General features: G+C 73.2%; 18 protein-coding genes and 1 tRNA gene. 10 read left to right on the top strand and 9 right to left on the bottom strand.

Going from position 1 to position 17634, the window contains the following annotated elements; translation table 11 throughout:
* Positions 1-64 precede the first annotated feature (64 nt).
* The 3 genes from OG710_RS16150 to OG710_RS16160 all read left to right on the top strand — a co-directional run bounded on the left by OG710_RS16150 (position 65) and on the right by OG710_RS16160 (position 1922).
* Positions 65-138: transfer RNA gene (locus OG710_RS16150), tRNA-Thr, on the top strand.
* Positions 139-202: 64 nt separating this feature from the next.
* Complete coding sequence (locus OG710_RS16155) at positions 203-1159, top strand: aminoglycoside phosphotransferase family protein (protein WP_330239945.1); 957 nt, start codon at positions 203-205, stop codon at positions 1157-1159.
* Between the two features lie 85 nt (positions 1160-1244).
* Positions 1245-1922, top strand: a complete 678-nt coding sequence (locus OG710_RS16160; RefSeq protein WP_330239946.1) for a pentapeptide repeat-containing protein — start codon at positions 1245-1247, stop codon at positions 1920-1922.
* An 87-nt stretch (positions 1923-2009) separates the two neighbouring features.
* Here OG710_RS16160 and OG710_RS16165 read toward each other — a convergent pair whose 3' ends face one another.
* The 3 genes from OG710_RS16165 to OG710_RS16175 are packed head-to-tail and all read right to left on the bottom strand — an operon-like array spanning position 2010 to position 4492.
* Positions 2010-2507 carry a hypothetical protein gene (locus OG710_RS16165; protein ID WP_330239947.1) on the bottom strand — a complete coding sequence of 166 codons (498 nt, stop codon included), beginning with the start codon at positions 2505-2507 and terminating at the stop codon, positions 2010-2012.
* 45 nt (positions 2508-2552) lie between these two features.
* On the bottom strand, positions 2553-3182 hold the full coding sequence (locus tag OG710_RS16170; protein WP_330239948.1) for a response regulator transcription factor: 630 nt from the start codon (positions 3180-3182) through the stop codon (positions 2553-2555).
* Positions 3179-4492: a sensor histidine kinase gene (locus OG710_RS16175; protein WP_330239949.1), complete on the bottom strand. Its 1314-nt coding sequence runs from the start codon at positions 4490-4492 to the stop codon at positions 3179-3181. Before OG710_RS16175 ends, OG710_RS16170 begins: the two co-directional genes overlap by 4 nt.
* 182 nt (positions 4493-4674) lie before the next feature.
* Between OG710_RS16175 and OG710_RS16180 the strand changes: the two genes are divergently transcribed.
* From OG710_RS16180 to OG710_RS16195, 4 genes are all read left to right on the top strand, one after another.
* Positions 4675-5232 (top strand): GlcG/HbpS family heme-binding protein, encoded by a 558-nt coding sequence (locus OG710_RS16180; RefSeq protein ID WP_330239950.1) that lies wholly within the window; start codon positions 4675-4677, stop codon positions 5230-5232.
* Between the two features lie 25 nt (positions 5233-5257).
* Positions 5258-5974 (top strand): ankyrin repeat domain-containing protein, encoded by a 717-nt coding sequence (locus OG710_RS16185; protein ID WP_330239951.1) that lies wholly within the window; start codon positions 5258-5260, stop codon positions 5972-5974.
* The gene (locus OG710_RS16190; RefSeq protein WP_330239952.1) at positions 5971-7134 is read left to right on the top strand and encodes a YncE family protein; all 1164 of its coding nucleotides are present in this window, start codon (positions 5971-5973) and stop codon (positions 7132-7134) included. Before OG710_RS16185 ends, OG710_RS16190 begins: the two co-directional genes overlap by 4 nt.
* A gap of 117 nt (positions 7135-7251) precedes the next feature.
* Complete coding sequence (locus OG710_RS16195) at positions 7252-8667, top strand: M1 family metallopeptidase (RefSeq protein WP_330239953.1); 1416 nt, start codon at positions 7252-7254, stop codon at positions 8665-8667.
* Positions 8668-8730: 63 nt separating this feature from the next.
* Here OG710_RS16195 and OG710_RS16200 read toward each other — a convergent pair whose 3' ends face one another.
* On the bottom strand, positions 8731-9306 hold the full coding sequence (locus OG710_RS16200) for a TerD family protein (protein ID WP_330239954.1): 576 nt from the start codon (positions 9304-9306) through the stop codon (positions 8731-8733).
* Positions 9307-9475: 169 nt separating this feature from the next.
* Here OG710_RS16200 and arfB point away from each other — a divergent pair, with 169 nt between their 5' ends.
* The gene (arfB, locus tag OG710_RS16205) at positions 9476-9910 is read left to right on the top strand and encodes an alternative ribosome rescue aminoacyl-tRNA hydrolase ArfB (protein WP_111336639.1); all 435 of its coding nucleotides are present in this window, start codon (positions 9476-9478) and stop codon (positions 9908-9910) included.
* 4 nt (positions 9911-9914) lie between these two features.
* Here arfB and OG710_RS16210 read toward each other — a convergent pair whose 3' ends face one another.
* The gene (locus tag OG710_RS16210; RefSeq protein ID WP_330239955.1) at positions 9915-10421 is read right to left on the bottom strand and encodes a flavin reductase family protein; all 507 of its coding nucleotides are present in this window, start codon (positions 10419-10421) and stop codon (positions 9915-9917) included.
* A 336-nt stretch (positions 10422-10757) separates the two neighbouring features.
* Here OG710_RS16210 and cdgB point away from each other — a divergent pair, with 336 nt between their 5' ends.
* Together cdgB and OG710_RS16220 are read left to right on the top strand one after the other, a co-directional pair.
* Entirely contained in the window at positions 10758-12386 is a 1629-nt protein-coding gene (cdgB, locus tag OG710_RS16215) for a diguanylate cyclase CdgB (protein ID WP_111336643.1), read from the top strand.
* A 143-nt stretch (positions 12387-12529) separates the two neighbouring features.
* Positions 12530-13507: a carbohydrate-binding protein gene (locus tag OG710_RS16220; protein ID WP_330239956.1), complete on the top strand. Its 978-nt coding sequence runs from the start codon at positions 12530-12532 to the stop codon at positions 13505-13507.
* Between the two features lie 25 nt (positions 13508-13532).
* On the opposite strand, the gene OG710_RS16225 is transcribed toward OG710_RS16220, so the two are convergent.
* From OG710_RS16225 to OG710_RS16240, 4 genes are all read right to left on the bottom strand, one after another.
* Entirely contained in the window at positions 13533-14384 is an 852-nt protein-coding gene (locus tag OG710_RS16225; RefSeq protein WP_330239957.1) for a class II fructose-bisphosphate aldolase, read from the bottom strand.
* A 29-nt stretch (positions 14385-14413) separates the two neighbouring features.
* Positions 14414-15358, bottom strand: coding sequence for a 1-phosphofructokinase family hexose kinase (locus OG710_RS16230; RefSeq protein ID WP_330239958.1), 945 nt, complete (start codon positions 15356-15358; stop codon positions 14414-14416).
* Positions 15359-15548: 190 nt separating this feature from the next.
* Positions 15549-16697: an N-acetylglucosamine-6-phosphate deacetylase gene (gene nagA, locus OG710_RS16235; protein WP_330239959.1), complete on the bottom strand. Its 1149-nt coding sequence runs from the start codon at positions 16695-16697 to the stop codon at positions 15549-15551.
* Positions 16697-17629 (bottom strand): ROK family protein, encoded by a 933-nt coding sequence (locus tag OG710_RS16240; RefSeq protein WP_330239960.1) that lies wholly within the window; start codon positions 17627-17629, stop codon positions 16697-16699. The genes nagA and OG710_RS16240 overlap by 1 nt, the downstream gene beginning before the upstream one ends.
* Positions 17630-17634: the final 5 nt, after the last annotated feature.

Here is a 17634-nt window from a genome sequence, read left to right on the forward strand (position 1 = left end):
ACTTCCCGGGGTGTGAGATTTCCGCACCGCGCCGGTGACCGGTTTGGTTAGACTGCTCCGACACGCCTCCTTAGCTCAGATGGCCAGAGCAACGCACTTGTAATGCGTAGGTCGTCGGTTCGAATCCGACAGGGGGCTCCCTCACCGGGCCGGCTCTTCGCCGGCCCGGTTTTTTCGTGGTTCGTTTTCTAGGGTTCGGGGTGTGATCGAGATCCCTGATGCCCTCGTCGCCAGTCAGTCCGCCTTCAACGGGGCCGCCGGGCGCGGTTTCGTGGCCGCGCTGCCGGGAAGGGTCGCGGAGTTCCTGGAGCGCTGGGAGCTGCGGCTGGACGGCGATGCGATGTACGGGGTGTGCGCGCTGGTCCTGCCGGTGGTGCGGGTGGGGGACGGGCGTCCGGCGGTGCTGAAGTTGCAGCTGGTGGACGAGGAGACCGCCGGGGAGCCGGTCGCGCTGCGGCTGTGGGGTGCGGCGGGGGCCGGGGCGGTGCGGCTGCTGGCCCATGATCCGGAGACCGGGACGATGCTCCTGGAGCGGCTGGACGGGCGCCGTTCGCTGGAGGACATGGCGGACGCGGACCGGGCGGTGCGGGTGATCGCCGGGCTGCTGGTGGGGCTGACGGCGGTGCGGCCGGGCGCGGAGTGCGGGCTGCGCGGGCTCGGGGAGGCCGCGGCCCGGATGACCGCCGCCGCGCCCCGGATCGCGGCGGCGCTGGCGGACGACGGCGAGCGGCGGCTCGTACGCGACTGCGCGGCGGCGGTGCGCGAGGTGGCGGGGGAGCCGGGGGACCGGCTGCTGCACTGGGACCTCCACTTCGGGAACGTACTGGCGGGCGGGGACAGCGGGGACGGCGGGGACGGCGAGGACGGCGGAGGTGGCGGGGGCGGTGGCCGGCGTTGGGTGGCCATCGATCCGAAGCCGCTGGTGGGGGACGCCGGGTTCGAGCTGCTGCCCGCGCTGGCGAACCGGTTCGACGCGGACGCGGTGGGGCGGCGGTTCGACGCGATGACCGGGGTGCTGGGGCTGGACCGGGCGCGTGCGGTGGCGTGGACACTGGGCCGGGTGCTCCAGAACGCGTGCTGGACGGTCGGGGACGGGGCGCGGCGGCTGGCGCCGGAGCAGGCGGAGATCGCACGCGTACTGCTGGGCCGGCGCGGGTAGTGCGGCCGGCGGTCTGCGGGGCGGGTGATCTACGCCATGCGCGGCCCCCGCGGGCGTTGTCAGTGGCGTGCGTCACGATGGGGGCATGGTGCGTGGTGGTGGTTCCGGTGGCGGTATCGCGGCGGCGCGGCGGCCGGAGGTGCGGTTGCCGCCGCTGGTGGAGTTCGACGGGGACGGCCTGGAGCCGGACGGGGATTACGACGGGGTGCGGTTCGGGTCCGTGGACCTGGCGGACGCGTCGGGGCGGGGCGCGCGGTTCATGGACTGCGCGCTGGATGGCTGCGCCCTGGACCGGGCGGCGCTGGGCCGGGCGCGCTTCATCGACTCGGTGCTGACGGGCGTTCGGGGGGTGGGCACGGATCTCGCGTCGGCGTCCCTGCGGGACGTGGAGGTCGTGGACGCCCGCCTGGGCGGGGTGCAGCTGCACGGCGCCGTGCTGGAACGGGTGCTGGTGCGGGGCGGGAAGATCGACTACCTGAATCTGCGCGAGGCCCGGCTGACCGATGTGGTGTTCGAGGGCTGTGTGCTGGCCGAGCCGGACTTCGGGGGCGCCCGGCTGAAGCGGGTGGAGTTCCGGGACTGCGTGCTGAGACGGGCGGACTTCAGCGCGGCGCGGATGGAGGCGGTGGACTTGCGGGCGGCGGCCGAGCTGGACATCGCGCGGGGGGTGGAGCGGCTGGCGGGCGCGGTGATCAGCCCGCTGCAACTGATGGAGCTGGCCCCGGCGTTCGCGGCCCAGATCGGGGTGCGGGTGGAGACGTAGAACGCGCCCGCGCGGGTGTTACGGGGGCGCGCGCCGGTGCGTACGGGGGCTTCGGCGCGTACGGGGGCGGGCTCCGGTCCGTACGGGTCAGAGGCGGGGGAAGCGGGACTGGAGGGTCCAGATCGTCGGGTTGTCGGCCAGGCCCTCGTGCATGTCGGCCAGGTCGGCGATCAGGTCGTGCAGGAAGTCGCGGGCCTCGCGGCGCAGCAGCGAGTGGCTGAACGTGAGCGGGGGCTCCTCGGCGTCCATCCAGTCGGCCTCGATGTCCACCCAGCCGAAGCGGCGCTCGAACAGCATGCGGTCCGAGGACTCGGTGAAGTCGAGTTCGGCCTGCTGGCGGCGGTGCGAGCGGTTGCCGCGCGGGTCCTGGTCGATCCGCTCGACGATGTCGCACAGCGCCCAGGCGAAGTCGAGCACCGGCACCCATCCCCAGGCTGTGGACAGCTCCCGGTCCTCCTTGGTGTCCGCGAGATAGACGTCCCCGGAGAACAGGTCGTGGCGCAGGGCGTGGACGTCCGCGCGGCGGTAGTCGGTCTGCGGGGGGTCCGGGAAGCGGCGGGAGAGGGAGTAGCCGATGTCGAGCACGGGTCGATGGTGTCATGCCCGGTGCGCCGGTCCGGCATCCGCGGTTCAGGACAGCAGGCGCTGCTCCTTGGCGACGGCCACGGCTCCGGCGCGGGTGTCCACGCCGAGCTTGTCGTAGATCCGGCCGAGGTGGGTCTTGACCGTGGCCTCGCTGATGAACAGGGCGCGGGCGATGTCGCGGTTGCCGAGGCCTCGGGAGAGCTGGCCGAGGATGTCGCGTTCGCGGTCGGTGAGGGTGGGGCGCGGGGCGCGCATCCGGGCCATGACGCGGCTGGCGACGGGCGGCGAGAGCGTGGTGCGGCCCTGGGCGGCGGAGCGGATGGCGGCGAAGAGTTCCTCGGGGCGTTCGGCCTTGAGGAGGTAGCCGGTGGCGCCGGCCTCGATGGCGCGGGTGATGTCGGCGTCGGTGTCGTACGTGGTGAGCACGAGGACGTGGGTGCCGGTGCCGGTCGAGATGCGGCGGGTGGCCTCGACGCCGTCGATGCCGGAGCCGAGCTGGAGGTCCATCAGGACGACGTCGGGGGTGAGCCGGGCGGTGAGGGCGACGGCCTCCTCGCCGCTGCCGGCCTCGCCGATGACCTCGATGTCGGGTTCGCTGCCGAGGAGGGCGAGGAGCCCGGCGCGTACGACGGCGTGGTCGTCGCAGAGGAGGATGCGGATGCGGTCGGCGGTCATGCGGGGTCCTGGGGTGTGGGGGCCGCGGTGGCGGCCGGCGGGGTCGGCACGGTGGCGGTGACGACGGTGCCCTCGCCGGGGGCCGATTCGATGGTGAGGGTGCCGCCGAGCTGGCGCAGCCGGGCGCGCATGGCGGGCAGGCCGTGGCCGCGCACCCCGGCGGGGGCGGTGGGCCCGGCGGCGGGTGTGAAGCCGCGGCCGTTGTCGGCGATGTCGAGGACGGTGCGGTCGTCCAGGTGGGTCAGGGTGAGGGCGGCCTCGGTGGCTCCGGCGTGCTCGGTGACGTTGGCGAGGGCGCCCTGGGCGATCCGGAGCAGCGCGGACTGGGTGCGGCCGGGCAGGACGGTGTGCGGGGCGCCCTCGATGTGGCAGCGGACGGTGAGCCTGCCCTGTGCCTGGGCGGTCTCGCGGGCGGCGATGGCGTGCAGGGCGGCTTCGAGGCCGCCGCCCTCGGCGAGGTCGGCGGGGGCCAGGTCGTGGACGAAGCGGCGGGCCTCGGCGAGGTTGCGTTCGGCGATGCCCGCGGCGGTGCTGACGTGGCGGCGGGCGGCGTCCGGGTCGGTGTCCCAGGTCCGGTCGGCGGCCTGGAGGAGCATCTGCTGGCTGGACAGGCCCTGGGCCAGGGTGTCGTGGATCTCCATGGACAGCCGCTGGCGTTCGGCGAGGGTGCCTTCGCGGCGCTCGATGGCGGCGAGTTCGCGGCGGGTGCGCAGCAGGTCGTCGATGAGCCGTTCCTGGCGTACGGCCTGCCGCTGCATGTGGACGAACACGGCGGTGGCGACGGCGGCGACGGCCGGCGGGGCGAGGACGAGGTTGGGGTCGAAGCCGTCGGCGAGGCGGAGCTGCGCGGCGACGACGAACAGGGTGAGCAGGGCGACCAGGGCGTACGCGGCGCGCGGCGGCAGGATGCGCAGCCCCGTGTAGAAGAGGGGGACCGCGCACCAGGCGAAGCTGGGCGCGAGCACGACGAGGACCATCCACACGGCGACGAGCGCCCCCAGCCAGACGAGGCTGCGCGGGGTCGGGCGGGAGCCGAGCACGGGCCCGATCACGTAGAGGGCGGCCAGCGCGATGGAGAGGCCGATGATCCACGGCGTGCGGTCCTCGCCGGGGTGCCGGAGCAGGAAGCGGGCGAGCGAGGCGCCGAGCAGCAGGAAGAACGCGGCGTGCATGAGCAGGGCGAGGGACCGGGTGCCGATGTCGTCCCCGAGGCGTGCGCCCCGGCGCGCGTACGCGGGGCCCTGGCCCTGTCCCACCTCGTACCCCTGCTTCCGGTCCTTGGTCGGACCCCTGTTGACCTGCGCGGACATTCCATCGTCCCCCCGGTCGGGGGCCCTCGCATCATCCGATCGGCCGACAGGGGTGTCAGCCGTCCCGCGCGCCGGGACGAGCCGGTACGACGACCGGATCGGGCCGGTTCCGGGCCAAGGATGGATTCAGGACGCGGGAACGACCCGCTTCCGTCCCTCCCCCCCCCGCTGAGGAGCCTCTGATGAAGAAGATGTCGCTGCGCACCCGTGTCCTGACCGGTACCGTCGTCGTCGCCGCCCTCGGGGCCGGCACCTTCGGCGCGATGTCCGCGAACGCCTCCACCCCGGCCGCCGCCCCCGCCACCACCGTCAAGGCCGACACCGCGAACCGCAACCTCCAGCAGACCACGCATCTGACCCTCGACGCCGCGAAGAAGGCCGCCGACGCGGCGCTGGACGCGGCGAAGAAGGAGAACCAGCGCATCGCCGTCTCGGTCGTCGACCGCAACGGCAACACGATCCTGACCCTGCGCGGCGACGGCTCGGGCCCGCAGGCGTACGAGTCCGCCGAGAAGAAGGCGTACACCGCCGTGTCCTGGAACGCCCCGACCTCCGAGCTGGCCAAGCGGCTCGCCCAGGCCCCGAACCTGAAGGACATTCCTGGCACGCTGTTCCTCGGCGGCGGTGCCCCGGTCCAGGTCAAGGGTGCTCCGGTGGCGGGCATCGGTGTCGCGGGCGCGCCCAGCGGCGACCTGGACGAGAAGTTCGCGCGGGCCGGCGTCGCCGCCCTCGCCAAGTAGTACGACCACCCCTGGGGAGACGGACATGAACGCCCTCGATCACCGGTTGCTCGACGCCGCACGCGCCGGCGACACCGATGCCGTGCGAGCCGCGATCGAGGGCGGTGCCCGTGTGGACGCCCGCGACGAGGAGTTGCGCACCCCGCTGCTCCTGGCCGTCCACGGGAACCACGTCGGGGCCGCCCGGCTGCTCGTCGCGGCCGGCGCGGACCCCGACGCGCAGGACCGGCGCGAGGAGAGCCCCTGGCTCGCCACCGGTGTGACCGGCAGCGTCGAGATGCTGCGCGTCCTGCTGCCGGCCGGCCCGGACCTGTCCCTGCGCAACCGGTTCGGCGGGATCGCGCTGATCCCCGCGAGCGAGCGTGGCCATGTCGCGTACGTACGGGAGCTGCTGCGGGCCACCGACATCGACGTGGACCACGTCAACCGGCTGGGCTGGACCGCCCTGCTGGAGGCCGTGATCCTCGGCGACGGGGGCCGGGCGCACCAGGAGATCGTGGAGCTGCTGCTCACGGCGGGCGCGACGCCGGGGCTCGCGGACGGCGACGGGGTGACCGCGCTGGAACACGCGGAGCGGCGCGGTTTCACCGCCCTCGCGGAGCTGCTGCGCGCGGCGACGGCCTCGGACCGGGACGCGGACGCGGGCGCGGCGACGGCCTCGGACCGGGACGCGGACGCGGGCGCGGGGACGAACGAGGGCGTGGACCCGGAGACGAGCCCGGACGCGGGAGGCCCCCGATGACCCGCCGCCGTACCCTGCGCGCCGTTCCTCCCCTGCTGGCCGCCGTCGCGGCGGCGGCCCTGCTCGCCGGCTGTGCCGCGGACGAGCCCGCGCCCGCCGCCACCTCCGCTGCCGCCGAGGCGCCTGCCTCGCAGGCGCCCGCCTCGCAGGCGCCCGCGCCCTCCGTCACGCCGGAGTCCGGCGCCACCCCCGAAGGCACCCTGCTCGTCGCGGACTTCGGGGGCGACACCGTCACCTTCGTCGATCCGGAGCGCGGCGCGTTCGACCGGGTCGAGGTGGGCACTGCCCCGTACGGGCTCGTGGTCGGGAAGGACGGCCGGGCGTGGGTGGCCACCGCCGAGGGCGTCGCGGTCGTGGACACGACGAAGCGGACCCGGCTGGACCGCATCCCGTACAGGACACGCACCGGACCCGCGACCACCGGCGAGTACCGGGGCGGCGGGATGGGTATCGCGCTGGCCCCCGACGGCCGGCGGGTGTACGTCGGCGTCAACGTGCCCGGCGACAACGGGGTTCTGGAGGTCATCGACACCGGCACCCGGAAGGTGACCGACACGGTTCCGGTCGGGCGCCGGCCCTTCGACGTGGACGTTTCGCGCGACGGCGCGGAGGTGTACGCCACCGGGCACGACTCGTTCGACGTGACGTCCGTCCGTACGGACACGCTGCGCACCGAGCGGATGGAGGTCGCCCCGTACGGCACCGAGGGCGGGCTCGGCTCCTGGCTGAAGCCGCACTACGCGGTGGTCCGGCCCTCGGACGGGAAGCTGCTGCTGCCGTTCGAGGGGGAGCGGCTCGCCGTCCTCGACCCGCGCACCGGGAAGGTGGCCGTGGAGCGGATGACGGCCGACACGCATCAGCACGGAGCGACGATGGCGCCGGACGGCACGCTGCTCGTCGTCGGCACGGGCCCGATCGTATCCGACGACCGGGAGGCGTCCCTGACGATCCGTGACCCGGACGGCTCCGAGCGCGTCGTGGACCTGGACGGCCCGCACGAGGACGTCGCCGTGTCACGGGACGGCCGAACCGCGTACGTCACCGGCGGGTTCACCCGCGACGGGTACTGGAACGGGATCACGATCGTCGACCTGGACGGCACGGCATCCCCGGTCCGCCTCGCGGCCGGCGAACGCCCGCTGGGCATCGCGGTGCTCTGAGCGGCGCCGCTCCCGGACCGGACACCGCTCCCGGTCCGGACACCGCTCCGGGCCCCGGCGGCGGGGGCCGTCCTTCGACTCCCCGGATTACGACATTCCGCACATAGGATCATCCGTGTGGATCATCGAACTCCGGTACGTCGAAGGACGGCCCGCGCCGCCTTCCCGCTGCTCGCCCTCGCACTCCTCGCGCCCGCCTGTTCGGGCGGGGTGGAGGGCAGGCCGGGCGCGGCCGGGGTGCGCGATCCGTACTTCCCGAAGCTGGGCAACGGCGGCTACGACGTCTCGCACTACGCCATCACGCTCGATGTGGACCCGGCCGGGCAGACGCTGCGCGGCACCGTGGAGATCACCGCGCGGGCCACGCAGGACCTCAGCTCGTTCAATCTGGACCTGGCCGGGCTGACCGTGGACTCGGCGACGGTTGAGGGGCGTCCGGCCGCCGTGAACCGGGCGGGCAACGAGCTGACGCTCCGTACGGACGCGGAGGTCGAGGACCGGCTGCGCCGGGGCGAGACCTTCCGCGCCGTCGTGCGCTACTCCGGCTCCCCGAAGACCGTCACGGACCCGGACGAGTCCGAGGAGGGCTGGCTGCCGACCGACGACGGGGCGGTGGCCCTCGGCGAGCCGACCGGTTCGATGGCCTGGTTCCCGGGCAACCACCACCCGAGCGACAAGGCCGCGTACGACCTGACGGTCACCGTTCCCGAGGGGCTTACGGCGGTCTCCAACGGTGTGCTCGCCGGACCGCCGGCGACGAAGGAGGGCCGCACCACCTTCCGCTGGCACACCGCCGAGCCGATGGCGAGCTATCTGGCGACGCTGGCGATCGGCCGGTTCGAGACGAAGACGTCCACGATGCCGGGCGGCGTCACCGTGTTCACGGCGGTGGACCCGGAGGTGGCGAAGGCGAGCGCGCGGACCGTGGACCGGGTGCCGGAGATCGTCGCCTGGGAGGCGGAGCACTTCGGCCCGTATCCGTTCTCGGCGACGGGCGCGATCGTGGAGCGCGAGGACGACGCCGGGTACGCGCTGGAGACGCAGACCCGGCCGTTCTTCCCCGGCCCGCCGAGCGCCGGGCTGCTCGTCCACGAGATGGCGCACCAGTGGTTCGGCGACTCGGTCACACCGGAGAGCTGGCGCGACATGTGGCTGAACGAGGGTCTGGCGACGTACGCGGAGTGGCTGTGGGAGGAGGAGAAGGAGGACACCCCGGCCGAGGAGTCCTTCCGGGACGCCTACGAGGACGAGGACAACTGGGCGTTCGCCCCGGCCGCTCCGCCGTCCGCCGCGCGGATCTCGGACGATCCGGTGTACGGGCGCGGGGCGATGGTGATCCACAAGATCCGCGAGGCCGTCGACGACGACGAGGAGTTCTTCGCACTGCTCAAGGGCTGGACGCGGAAGTACCGGCACGGCAACGCGTCCACGGCGGACTTCACCGCGTATGTGGAGCAGGCGACCGGGCAGGACCTGTCGGGGCTGTGGAAGGCCTGGCTGTACGGCGGGAGCCGGCCGGCCGCGGACGGCTGACCGGCTCCCGGACCGCTCGTGGGTCGACGACCGATGTACTCGGCCGGAGACCGACGCGCTGGGTCAGAGGCTGACGCCGAAGTCCGAGGCGATGCCGCGCAGGCCGGAGGCGTAGCCCTGGCCCACGGCACGGAACTTCCACTCGGCGCCGTTGCGGTACAGCTCGCCGAACACCATGGCGGTCTCGGTGGCGGCGTCCTCGCTCAGGTCGTAGCGGGCGATCTCGGTGCCGCCGGCCTGGTTGAGGATGCGGATGTACGCGTTGCGCACCTGGCCGAAGTTCTGGCTGCGGGTCTCGGCGTCGTAGATCGAGACCGGGAAGACGATCTTGTCCACGTCGGCCGGCAGGCCCGCCAGGTTGACGTTGATCTGCTCGTCGTCGCCCTCGCCGGCACCCGTGAGGTTGTCACCGGTGTGCACGATGGTCTGGTCCGGCGTCGCCTTGTTGTTGAAGAAGACGAAGTGGGCGTCGGAGTAGACCTTGCCGCCCGCGTTGACCGCGATCGCCGAGGCGTCGAGGTCGAAGTCGGTGCCGGTGGTGGTACGGACGTCCCAGCCGAGGCCGACCGTGACGGCGGTGAGGCCGGGGGCCTCCTTGGTGAGGGAGACGTTGCCGCCCTTGGACAGGCTTACTGCCATGGGAAGTCCCTTTCATCTGTCGGGTGCGGGCTTCGCGGTCACGAAGCTACCGTCATCGTTCATAACGCCGACAGGGGACCACGAGGTTCCGCGCGCCTTTACTTTCTTTGCCGAAGGGGAGACCCGGCGCCGCAAAAAGAGGTGACGAACCCCTGGCGGGGCGGGGAACATGGGTGACATGTCCGGGCCCTATGTCATCCGCGGTTCGGTCTCCCTGCCGGAGGCCGAACTGATGTGGCGTTTCTCCAGGTCCTCGGGGCCGGGCGGGCAGCACGTCAACACCAGCGACTCGCAGGTGGAGCTGCGGTTCGACCTCGCGGCCACCGAAGCGCTGCCGGAGGTGTGGAAGGAACGGGCGCTGGAGCGGCTGGCCGGCCGGCTGACGGGCGGCGTGATCGCGGTCCGGGCCTCCGAGCACCGCTCCCAGTGGCGCAATCGCGAGACGGCCGCCGTGCGGCTGGCGTCCCTGCTGGCCGAGGCGACCGCGCCGCCGCCCCGGCCGCGCGTGAAGCGGAAGGTGCCCCGGGGCATCAACGAACGTCGGCTGCGGGAGAAGAAGCAGCGCGGCGAGACGAAGCGGGGCCGTACGGGCCGCGACTGGTGAGTGCTCAGCCCAGTTGGCGGTAGCGCCCCCGGAAGTACGTCAGCGGGCCGCCCTCCCCGCTCGGCACCCGCGCGCTCAGCACCCGCCCGATCACCAGCGTGTGGTCGCCCGCGAGCACCCGCTGCTCCGTCCGGCACTCCAGCGTGGCCAGCGCGCCGCCCGCCAGCGGGGCGCCGGTGACCTCGCCGCGCGCGTACGGGATGTCCTCGAAGAGCAGCCGGTCGCTGATCCGGCCCTTCATCGCGAACCGGCCCGCGATGTGCCGCTGGCTCTCCGCCAGCACGGAGACCGCCCACAGCGGCTGCTCCGCCAGCAGGTCGTCCATCCGGGAGTCGTTGCGCAGACTCACCAGAACCAGCGGCGGGTCCAGCGAGACCGACATGAAGGCGGTCGCGGTCATGCCGACGTCCTCGCCGCGGCCGTCCTCGTCGAGCGGCGGCTCCTGGGCGGTGACCAACACCACGCCGGCCGCCAGCCGCGACAGGGCGGCCCGGAACTCTTCGTTGCTCACCCCCTCAGCATGGGGGACGGACTCGGTACGCGGGGTGGGGGGCTTCGTCTGCAACACACCGGGAACGCTAGTCGCGCGCCCCGCGCCCCCGCATCGGGCCAGGGGACCAGCCGGGTCCTAGGACCGGCTCCGGACCGGCTCCGCCTCCCGAGCCGCTGACCTGCGACGATCACTCCCTGCTCGTTTGTGACTTGAGTCACAGAGTGCAATATTTGTTGACCCTGTGTACCGGGTGCACAGCTCGCTGTGATTCAGTTGCCGTGACACTGCAGTAAGTACGTCATGTACGTCGATATGAATTCTGGAGTGCTGTCGAGGTCTCGGGGAGTGCGAGCAATGGAGGCCGAGTCGGAGCCCTACGTCCGCCTCGCGACGATGCGGCAGCTGCACCAGGCCGTCGCCGATCTCAACACGGCACGGAGTCTGGCCGACACCCTGCAGACCGTGGCCGACGGGATCGTCGCCCACCTCGGCTACGAGCTTGCCTGCGTCAACCTCGTCCGCCACGACGGGGACCTCGTCGTCGCCTCCCTCGCCGGCAACCACGCCGCCGAGGCCCTGATCACCGGCCGGGTCGGCTCCCGCGCCTCCTGGGAGCGCCGGCTCGTCATGGGCGAGGCGTGGGACGGGCTGCGGTTCATACCCCACACCGAGGGCTGGGTCCTCCTCGACGACGACGTACCGCAGTGGCACACCGAGGGCCCCGAGCCGCGCTTCGAGGACGAGTGGCACCCGCAGGACCGCCTCTACGCCCCGATGTACACCTCCGGCGCCGGCTCGGACCTGCTCGGCGTCATATCCGTCGACCGGCCCCGCAACGGCCGCCGGCCGGGCGCCTGGGGGCGCGAGGCGCTCCAGATGTACGCCTCGCAGTCCGCCATAGCCATCAGCAACGCCCGCCTCCGCGCCAATATGCAGCGGGCCCTGGTCCGGCTGGAGCGCGAACAGCAGGCGCTCCGGGCCAGCGAGGAGTCCTTCCGCCAGGCCTTCGAGTACGCCCCCAGCGGTATGGCGATCGCCGAGCTGGGCGGGGACCAGCAGGGGCGGCTGCTGCGGACGAACGACGCGCTGTGCCGGCTGCTGGGCCGCCCCGCCTCGGTGCTGCGCCGCTACTCCTTCGCCGACCTGGTCCACCCCGAGGACATCGGCACCCTGCTCCGCACCTCCGCCGAGGGCGGCCGCGCCGAGCTGCGCCTGGGCCGCCGGGACGGCACCTATCTGTGGGTCTCGCTGCGCAACTCCGTCGTCGCGGACACCACGGACGGGCCCCGGTTCCTGCTGACGCACGTCGAGGACATAGAGGAGCGCAAGCGCCACGAGCTGAATCTCGCGCACCGCGCCTCGCACGACGCGCTCACCGGCCTGCCCAACAGCGCGGAGCTGCGCGCCCGGCTCGGCGCCCGGCTGTGCGCCCGCCCGGACGCGGCGGCCACCACCGACGTGGAGGCGCTGGACGCGGCGTACGGGGACGACGGACGGGGTCCCTACCCGGCGACCGGCCCCGGCGCGCACCCCTTCGACCACCATGTGCACGCGGTGGCGCCGGACACGGCCCGCGACGACGGCGCGAAGGGCCTCGCGGTCCTCTTCTGCGACCTGGACGGCTTCAAGTCCATCAACGACCGCTTCGGGCACCACACGGGTGACGCGGTGCTCATCGAGGTGGCCCGCCGGCTCAGCACCTGTGTCCGGGACGGGGACACCGTCGCCCGGCTCGGGGGTGACGAATTCGTCGTCCTCGCCGACGGGCTCGGCGCGGCGGACGCCGCTGACCTGGCCGTTCGCCTGCGGAACGCCATCATTCCGCCGATCCGGGTGGACGGGCGCGCGGTGCGTGTCGGGGCGAGCTTCGGGATCGGCTGGGCGGAGTGCGGGATGACCGCCGAAGAGGTGCTGCGCTCCGCCGACCAGCGGATGTACATCGAGAAGCGGTCGAGGGCGAAGGTTCACCGCAGGGCCGGCTGATGTTTCCCCGCGCTGCTGCGCGGGGACTCCGGCGGCGATCCGTGTCAATTCTTGACATCGGCCATTCGGGGTAGGCTCGCCCGGTCGGCGACGGCTGGCGATATTCGGCGACGGCTGGCGACATGGTGAGGAGTGACCCAGGGATGGCCGGGAACAACGGCGCGAGCACACCCGAGGACGACGATCCGTTCGGCTACCTCTACGCGGACGGGCAGGCGGCCGGTGCGCAGCCGCCGGGACAGGGCGGCTACGGCTACCCCGGCCCCGCCGCCCAGCCGGGTGTGCCCAGGACCTCGTACAACCAGGTGCGCAACGTGGGCGAGCGCCAGTACGGGCAGCCGCAGCAGCCTCCGCAGCAGGGGTACGGCTATCCGCCGCCGCAGGGCGCGTACAACCGGCCGAATCCGCAGTACGCCGCGCCGGAGACGTACCCCGGTGGCGCGACCACCGCGCAGGTGCCGCAGGGCGGGCGCGGCGGTGCGGGCGGGTCCGGCAAGGGCGGGCCGAACACCAAGGGTCTGCTGATAGCCGCTGTCGCGGTGGTCGCCGTGGTGCTGATCGGCATCGGCGCGGCGCTGCTCACGAGCGACGGCGACAAGGACAAGAAGAAGGACGAGGCCACGTCCACGCAGGGGCCGGGCTCGAAGGTCGAGGAGTCCCCGACGCCGACCCCGTCCCAGAGCGCCTCCGCCCCGGCCGACCTGCCGAAGCAGGACGCCGCCATGCTGAAACTGGGCGGCACGGCACGGCTCGACAACACGGTCTCGGGTGCCAAGGGCGCGAACGGGCAGTACGTCAACCTCAACGAGGTGGGCCGCTCGGCGACCTGGACGGTGGAGGTGCCGCAGGCCGGTGAGTACACGCTGTTCGTGACGTACGGCGTGCCCGGCAAGGACGCCAAGACGTCCCTGACGGTGAACTCCGAGGCCCCGCGCGGCATCAACATGAAGAACTACGCGAACGCCCCCGAGGGCGATCTGGAGAAGGGCTGGACGACGACGTACGCCTACGTCAACCTCGTCAAGGGCTCGAACACGCTGATGATCTCGTGCAACGAGGGCGATCAGTGCGACGCCAACCTGGACCAGCTGTCGCTGGAGGCCGGTCACCGGACCCGCTGACCGGCGCTCGTCCCGTCTGCCTGCCTCAGCCCATCAGGGCGAGGAAGCCGGTGACCGTGGTGGCCATGGCCTCGCGGGCGGGTGCCAGGTATGTGCGGGGGTCGACGCCGGTGGGGTGCTCGGCGAGGTGGGCGCGGACGACTCCGGTGAACGCGGTGTTCAGGGCGGTGCCGACGTTGACCTTGACCATGCCGGACGCGGCGACGGCCCGGCGGATCTCGTCGTCCGGGACGCCGCTGGAGCCGTGCAGGACGAGCGGTACGGGCACGGCGTCGCGGAGCCGGCCGATCAGCTCGTGGTCGAGAGCGGCGGTGCGCTCGGTCATGGCGTGCGAGGAGCCGACCGCGACGGCCAGGGCGTCCACACCGGTCGCGGCGACGTACGCGGCGGCCTCGTCCGGGTCGGTGCGGACGCCGGGGGCGTGGGCGTCGAGGGGGGCCTCGCCCTCCTTGCCGCCGACCTTGCCGAGTTCGGCCTCGATCCACACACCGCGTTCGTGGCCCCAGGCGACGGCCGCCGCGGTGGCCCGTACGTTCTCCTCGTAATCCAGCTTGGAGGCGTCGAACATCACCGAGCCGAAGCCCGCCTCGTGGGCTCGGTGGAGCAGGTCCACGGACTCGACGTGGTCGAGGTGGAGGGCGAGGGGGGCGCTGGAGGCGCGGGCGACGGCGGCGGCAGCGGCGGCGATGGCGGTGAGCCGGCCGCCGTGGAACTTCACGGCGTTCTCGGAGATCTGGAGGACGGCGGGGGCTCCGGCGCGTTCGGCGCCGGTGGCGATGGCCTCCGCGTGTTCCAGCGTGATGACGTTGAAGGCGGCGATTCCGCGTCCCCGCGCCTGGGCGGCGGAGACGAGTTCACCGGTGCTGACGAGCGGCATGGCTGACCTCTGTGTTCGTGGTGCGGTGTTCAGACCGCTCCCGGTCCGGGTTCCTCGATGACGACGCGCGGCAGCAGCTCCTCGTACGCCGCGTGGTCGAAGTCGCCCGCGGTGGGGGCGAGCACGGTCGCCGTCGACAGTGCCACCGCCCGGCGCAGCCGCTCCGGCCAGCTCAGGGACTCCACCAGGCCGGAGAGCAGTCCGGCGACCGCGGAGTCGCCCGCGCCGGTCGGGTTGCCCCTGACGGCGGCGGGCGGCGAGGCCCGCCAGACGCCGTCCGGGGTGACCGCGAGCAGCCCGTCGGGGCCGAGGGACGCGACGACGCCGTGGGCGCCCCGGCGGCGGGCGTCGCGGGTGGCGCGCAGGGGTTCGCGGGAGCCGGTGAGCTGGGCCAGCTCGTCCGCGTTGGGCTTGATCAGGTCGGGCCGGGCGGCGATGCCCCGGCGCAGCGGTTCACCGCTGGTGTCCAGGAGCACGGGGACGCCGGCGGCGCGGGCGAGCCGGACGAGTTCGCCGTAGGCGCCGACGTGGATGCCGGGCGGGAGGCTGCCGCACAGGGCGACGGCGTCGGCGGTGTCCAGCAGCCCGGTGTACGTGTCCAGGAGGGCGGCCCACTCGTCGGCGGTGACCTGGGGGCCCGGCTCGTTGAACTGGGTGGTGTCGCCGGTGGCCGCGTCCACGACCGCGAGGGTGCGGCGGGTGTCGCCGGAGACGGGGACGAGCGCGTCGGTGAGGGTGCCGGCGGGGCGGGGGAGCGCGGCGAGCAGGTCGCGCAGGACGGTCCCGGTGGTGCCGCCGACGAAGCCGGTGACGACGGTGTCGTGGCCGAGGGCGGTGAGGACGCGGGCGACGTTGATGCCCTTGCCGCCGGGGCGCTCGGAGGTTTCGGTGACCCGGTGGCCGGCGTGCGGTACGAGGGCGGGGACGGCGTAGGTCAGGTCGAGTGCCGTGTTCAGCGTGACCGTGAGGATCACCGCGGCCGCCCTTCGATCCGTGCTGTGCGCCGGTTCCTCGCCGGAACGCGCTTTCCGTGCTGGTTTCCCAAAGGATCATGCCAAAGGGGCGGCGGTCGGCCCAGACCTCGGGGCCAACCGCCGTCTCTTCGTTACGTGTGCGACCGGTCGCGGAACGCGTGCCGCCGGGCGCTCTCCGGGGCTGCGGTGCTCAGGGGCGGACGATCCATTCGCCCTTGCGCATGACGCCCTTGAGCCGGAACTCCTCGTCCAGGACGACCAGGTCGGCGTCCTTGCCGGGCTCCAGCGAGCCGACCTTGTCGTAGACGCCGAGAAGGCGGGCCGGGTTGGCGGAGATGGAGCGGACCACGTCCTCGACCGGGATGCGGTCGATGGTGACGGCGCGGTGGAAAGCGGTGTCGAGGGTGAGCGTGGAGCCGGCGATCGAGTTGCCCTCGACGAGCCGGGCGACGCCGTTCTCGACGTTCACGGCGAGCGGGCCCAGCTGGTAGCGGCCGTCGCCGAAGCCGGCCGCGTCCATGGCGTCGGTGATCAGGGCGACGCGGTCGGCGCCCGCGTGGTGGTAGGCCAGTTCGAGCGCGGCCGGGTGCAGGTGCGTGCCGTCGTTGATCAGCTCGACGGTGACCCGCTCGTCCTCCAGGAGGGCGGCGATCGGGCCGGGGGAGCGGTGGCCGAGGGTCGGCATCGCGTTGTAGAGGTGCGTGGCGACGGTGGCGCCGGCGTCGATCGCCTCGGCGGTCTGCTCGTACGTGGCGTCGGTGTGGCCGATGGCCGCGATGACCCCGTGCTCGGCGAGCAGCCGTACGGAGTCGATGCCGCCGGGCAGCTCGGTGGCCAGGGTGAACATCTTGGCGGTGCCGCGCGCGGCGTCCATCAGCTTGCGGACCTCGGCCGGGTCCGGGTGGCGCAGCAGGTTCTCGCTGTGGGCGCCCTTGCGACAGGGCGAGATGAAGGGGCCCTCGAAGTGGATGCCGGCGAGGTCGCCCTGCTCGACCAGCTCGGAGAGGATGCCGGCGCGCTCGGCGAGGAAGTCCATCTCGCCGGTGACCGTGGAGGCGACGAGGGTGGTGGTGCCGTGCTCCCGGTGGGTGCGGACACCGGTGAGGACCTCGTCGACGGTGCCCGAGGTGAAGGAGGCGCCGCCGCCGCCGTGGTTGTGCATGTCCACGAAGCCGGGGACGATCCAGTGGCCGGAGAGATCCAGGACCGGGGTGTCCGCCGCGGCCTGGGAGCCGGAGATGCGGGTGCCTTCGACGGTCACCCGGCCGTTCTCGACGGTGCCGGTGGGCAGCACCACCCGAGCCCCTGCGAGAACGGTGCTGTCAGCGCGTCCGGCCATCAGGCGGATACCTCCGTCGAGAGAAGATCCCAGGCGAGCAGCCCTGCGCCCAGGCATCCGGCGGTGTCCCCGAGGGCCGCCGGGACGATGTGGGGCAGCTTCTGGAACGTGACACGTTCCTCGACGGCCGCACGGAGTGGTGTGAACAAGGTTTCCCCGGCCTCGGCGAGCCCGCCACCGATGATGAGCGTGCGCGGGTCCAGCAGGGTGAGCGCCGTGACGAGTCCGGCGGCGAGTGCCTCGACGGCCTCGCGCCAGACCTCCACGGCCTTCGGGTCGCCGGACTCGACGGCCTTGGCGCAGTCGGCCGCGTCGGCGTTCGGGTCGCCGGAGGCGGCGGCCCAGGCGCGGCTGACGGCGGAGGCGGATGCCAGGGTCTCCAGGCAGCCGCGCTGGCCGCAGCCGCAGTCCGGCCCGTCCGGCCGGATCACGATGTGCCCGATCTCGCCCGCGTAGCCGTGGGCGCCCTCCTCGATGGCTCCGGCGATGCCGATGGCCCCGGCGATGCCGGTACCGAGCGGGATGAAGAGGAAGCGGTCGGCGCCCCGGCCGGCCCCGATGCGGCCCTCGGCGAGCCCGCCGGTGCGGACGTCGTGGCCGAGTGCCACGGGCACCCCGCCGAGCCGTTCGCCCAGCAGCCGGCGCATGGGTACGTCGCGCCAGCCCAGGTTGGCCGAGTAGACGGCGATCCCCTGCGCGGCGTCCACGATGCCGGGTACGGCGACGCCGGCCGCGAGGGCGCTCTCTCCGAAGTGCTCCTCGCCGTACGCCCGCAGGTCGGCGGCGAAGCCGAGGATCGACTCCACGACGGCGTCGGGACCGCGCTCTCTGCTGGTCGCGCGACGTGCCTCGTAGAGCAGGGCACCATCGGCCCCGACCAGTGCGGCCTTCATTCCGGTGCCGCCCACATCGAGGGCGATGACGTGTTTCACGTGGA

The organism is Streptomyces sp. NBC_00525 (assembly GCF_036346595.1).
Lineage (GTDB): Bacteria > Actinomycetota > Actinomycetes > Streptomycetales > Streptomycetaceae > Streptomyces.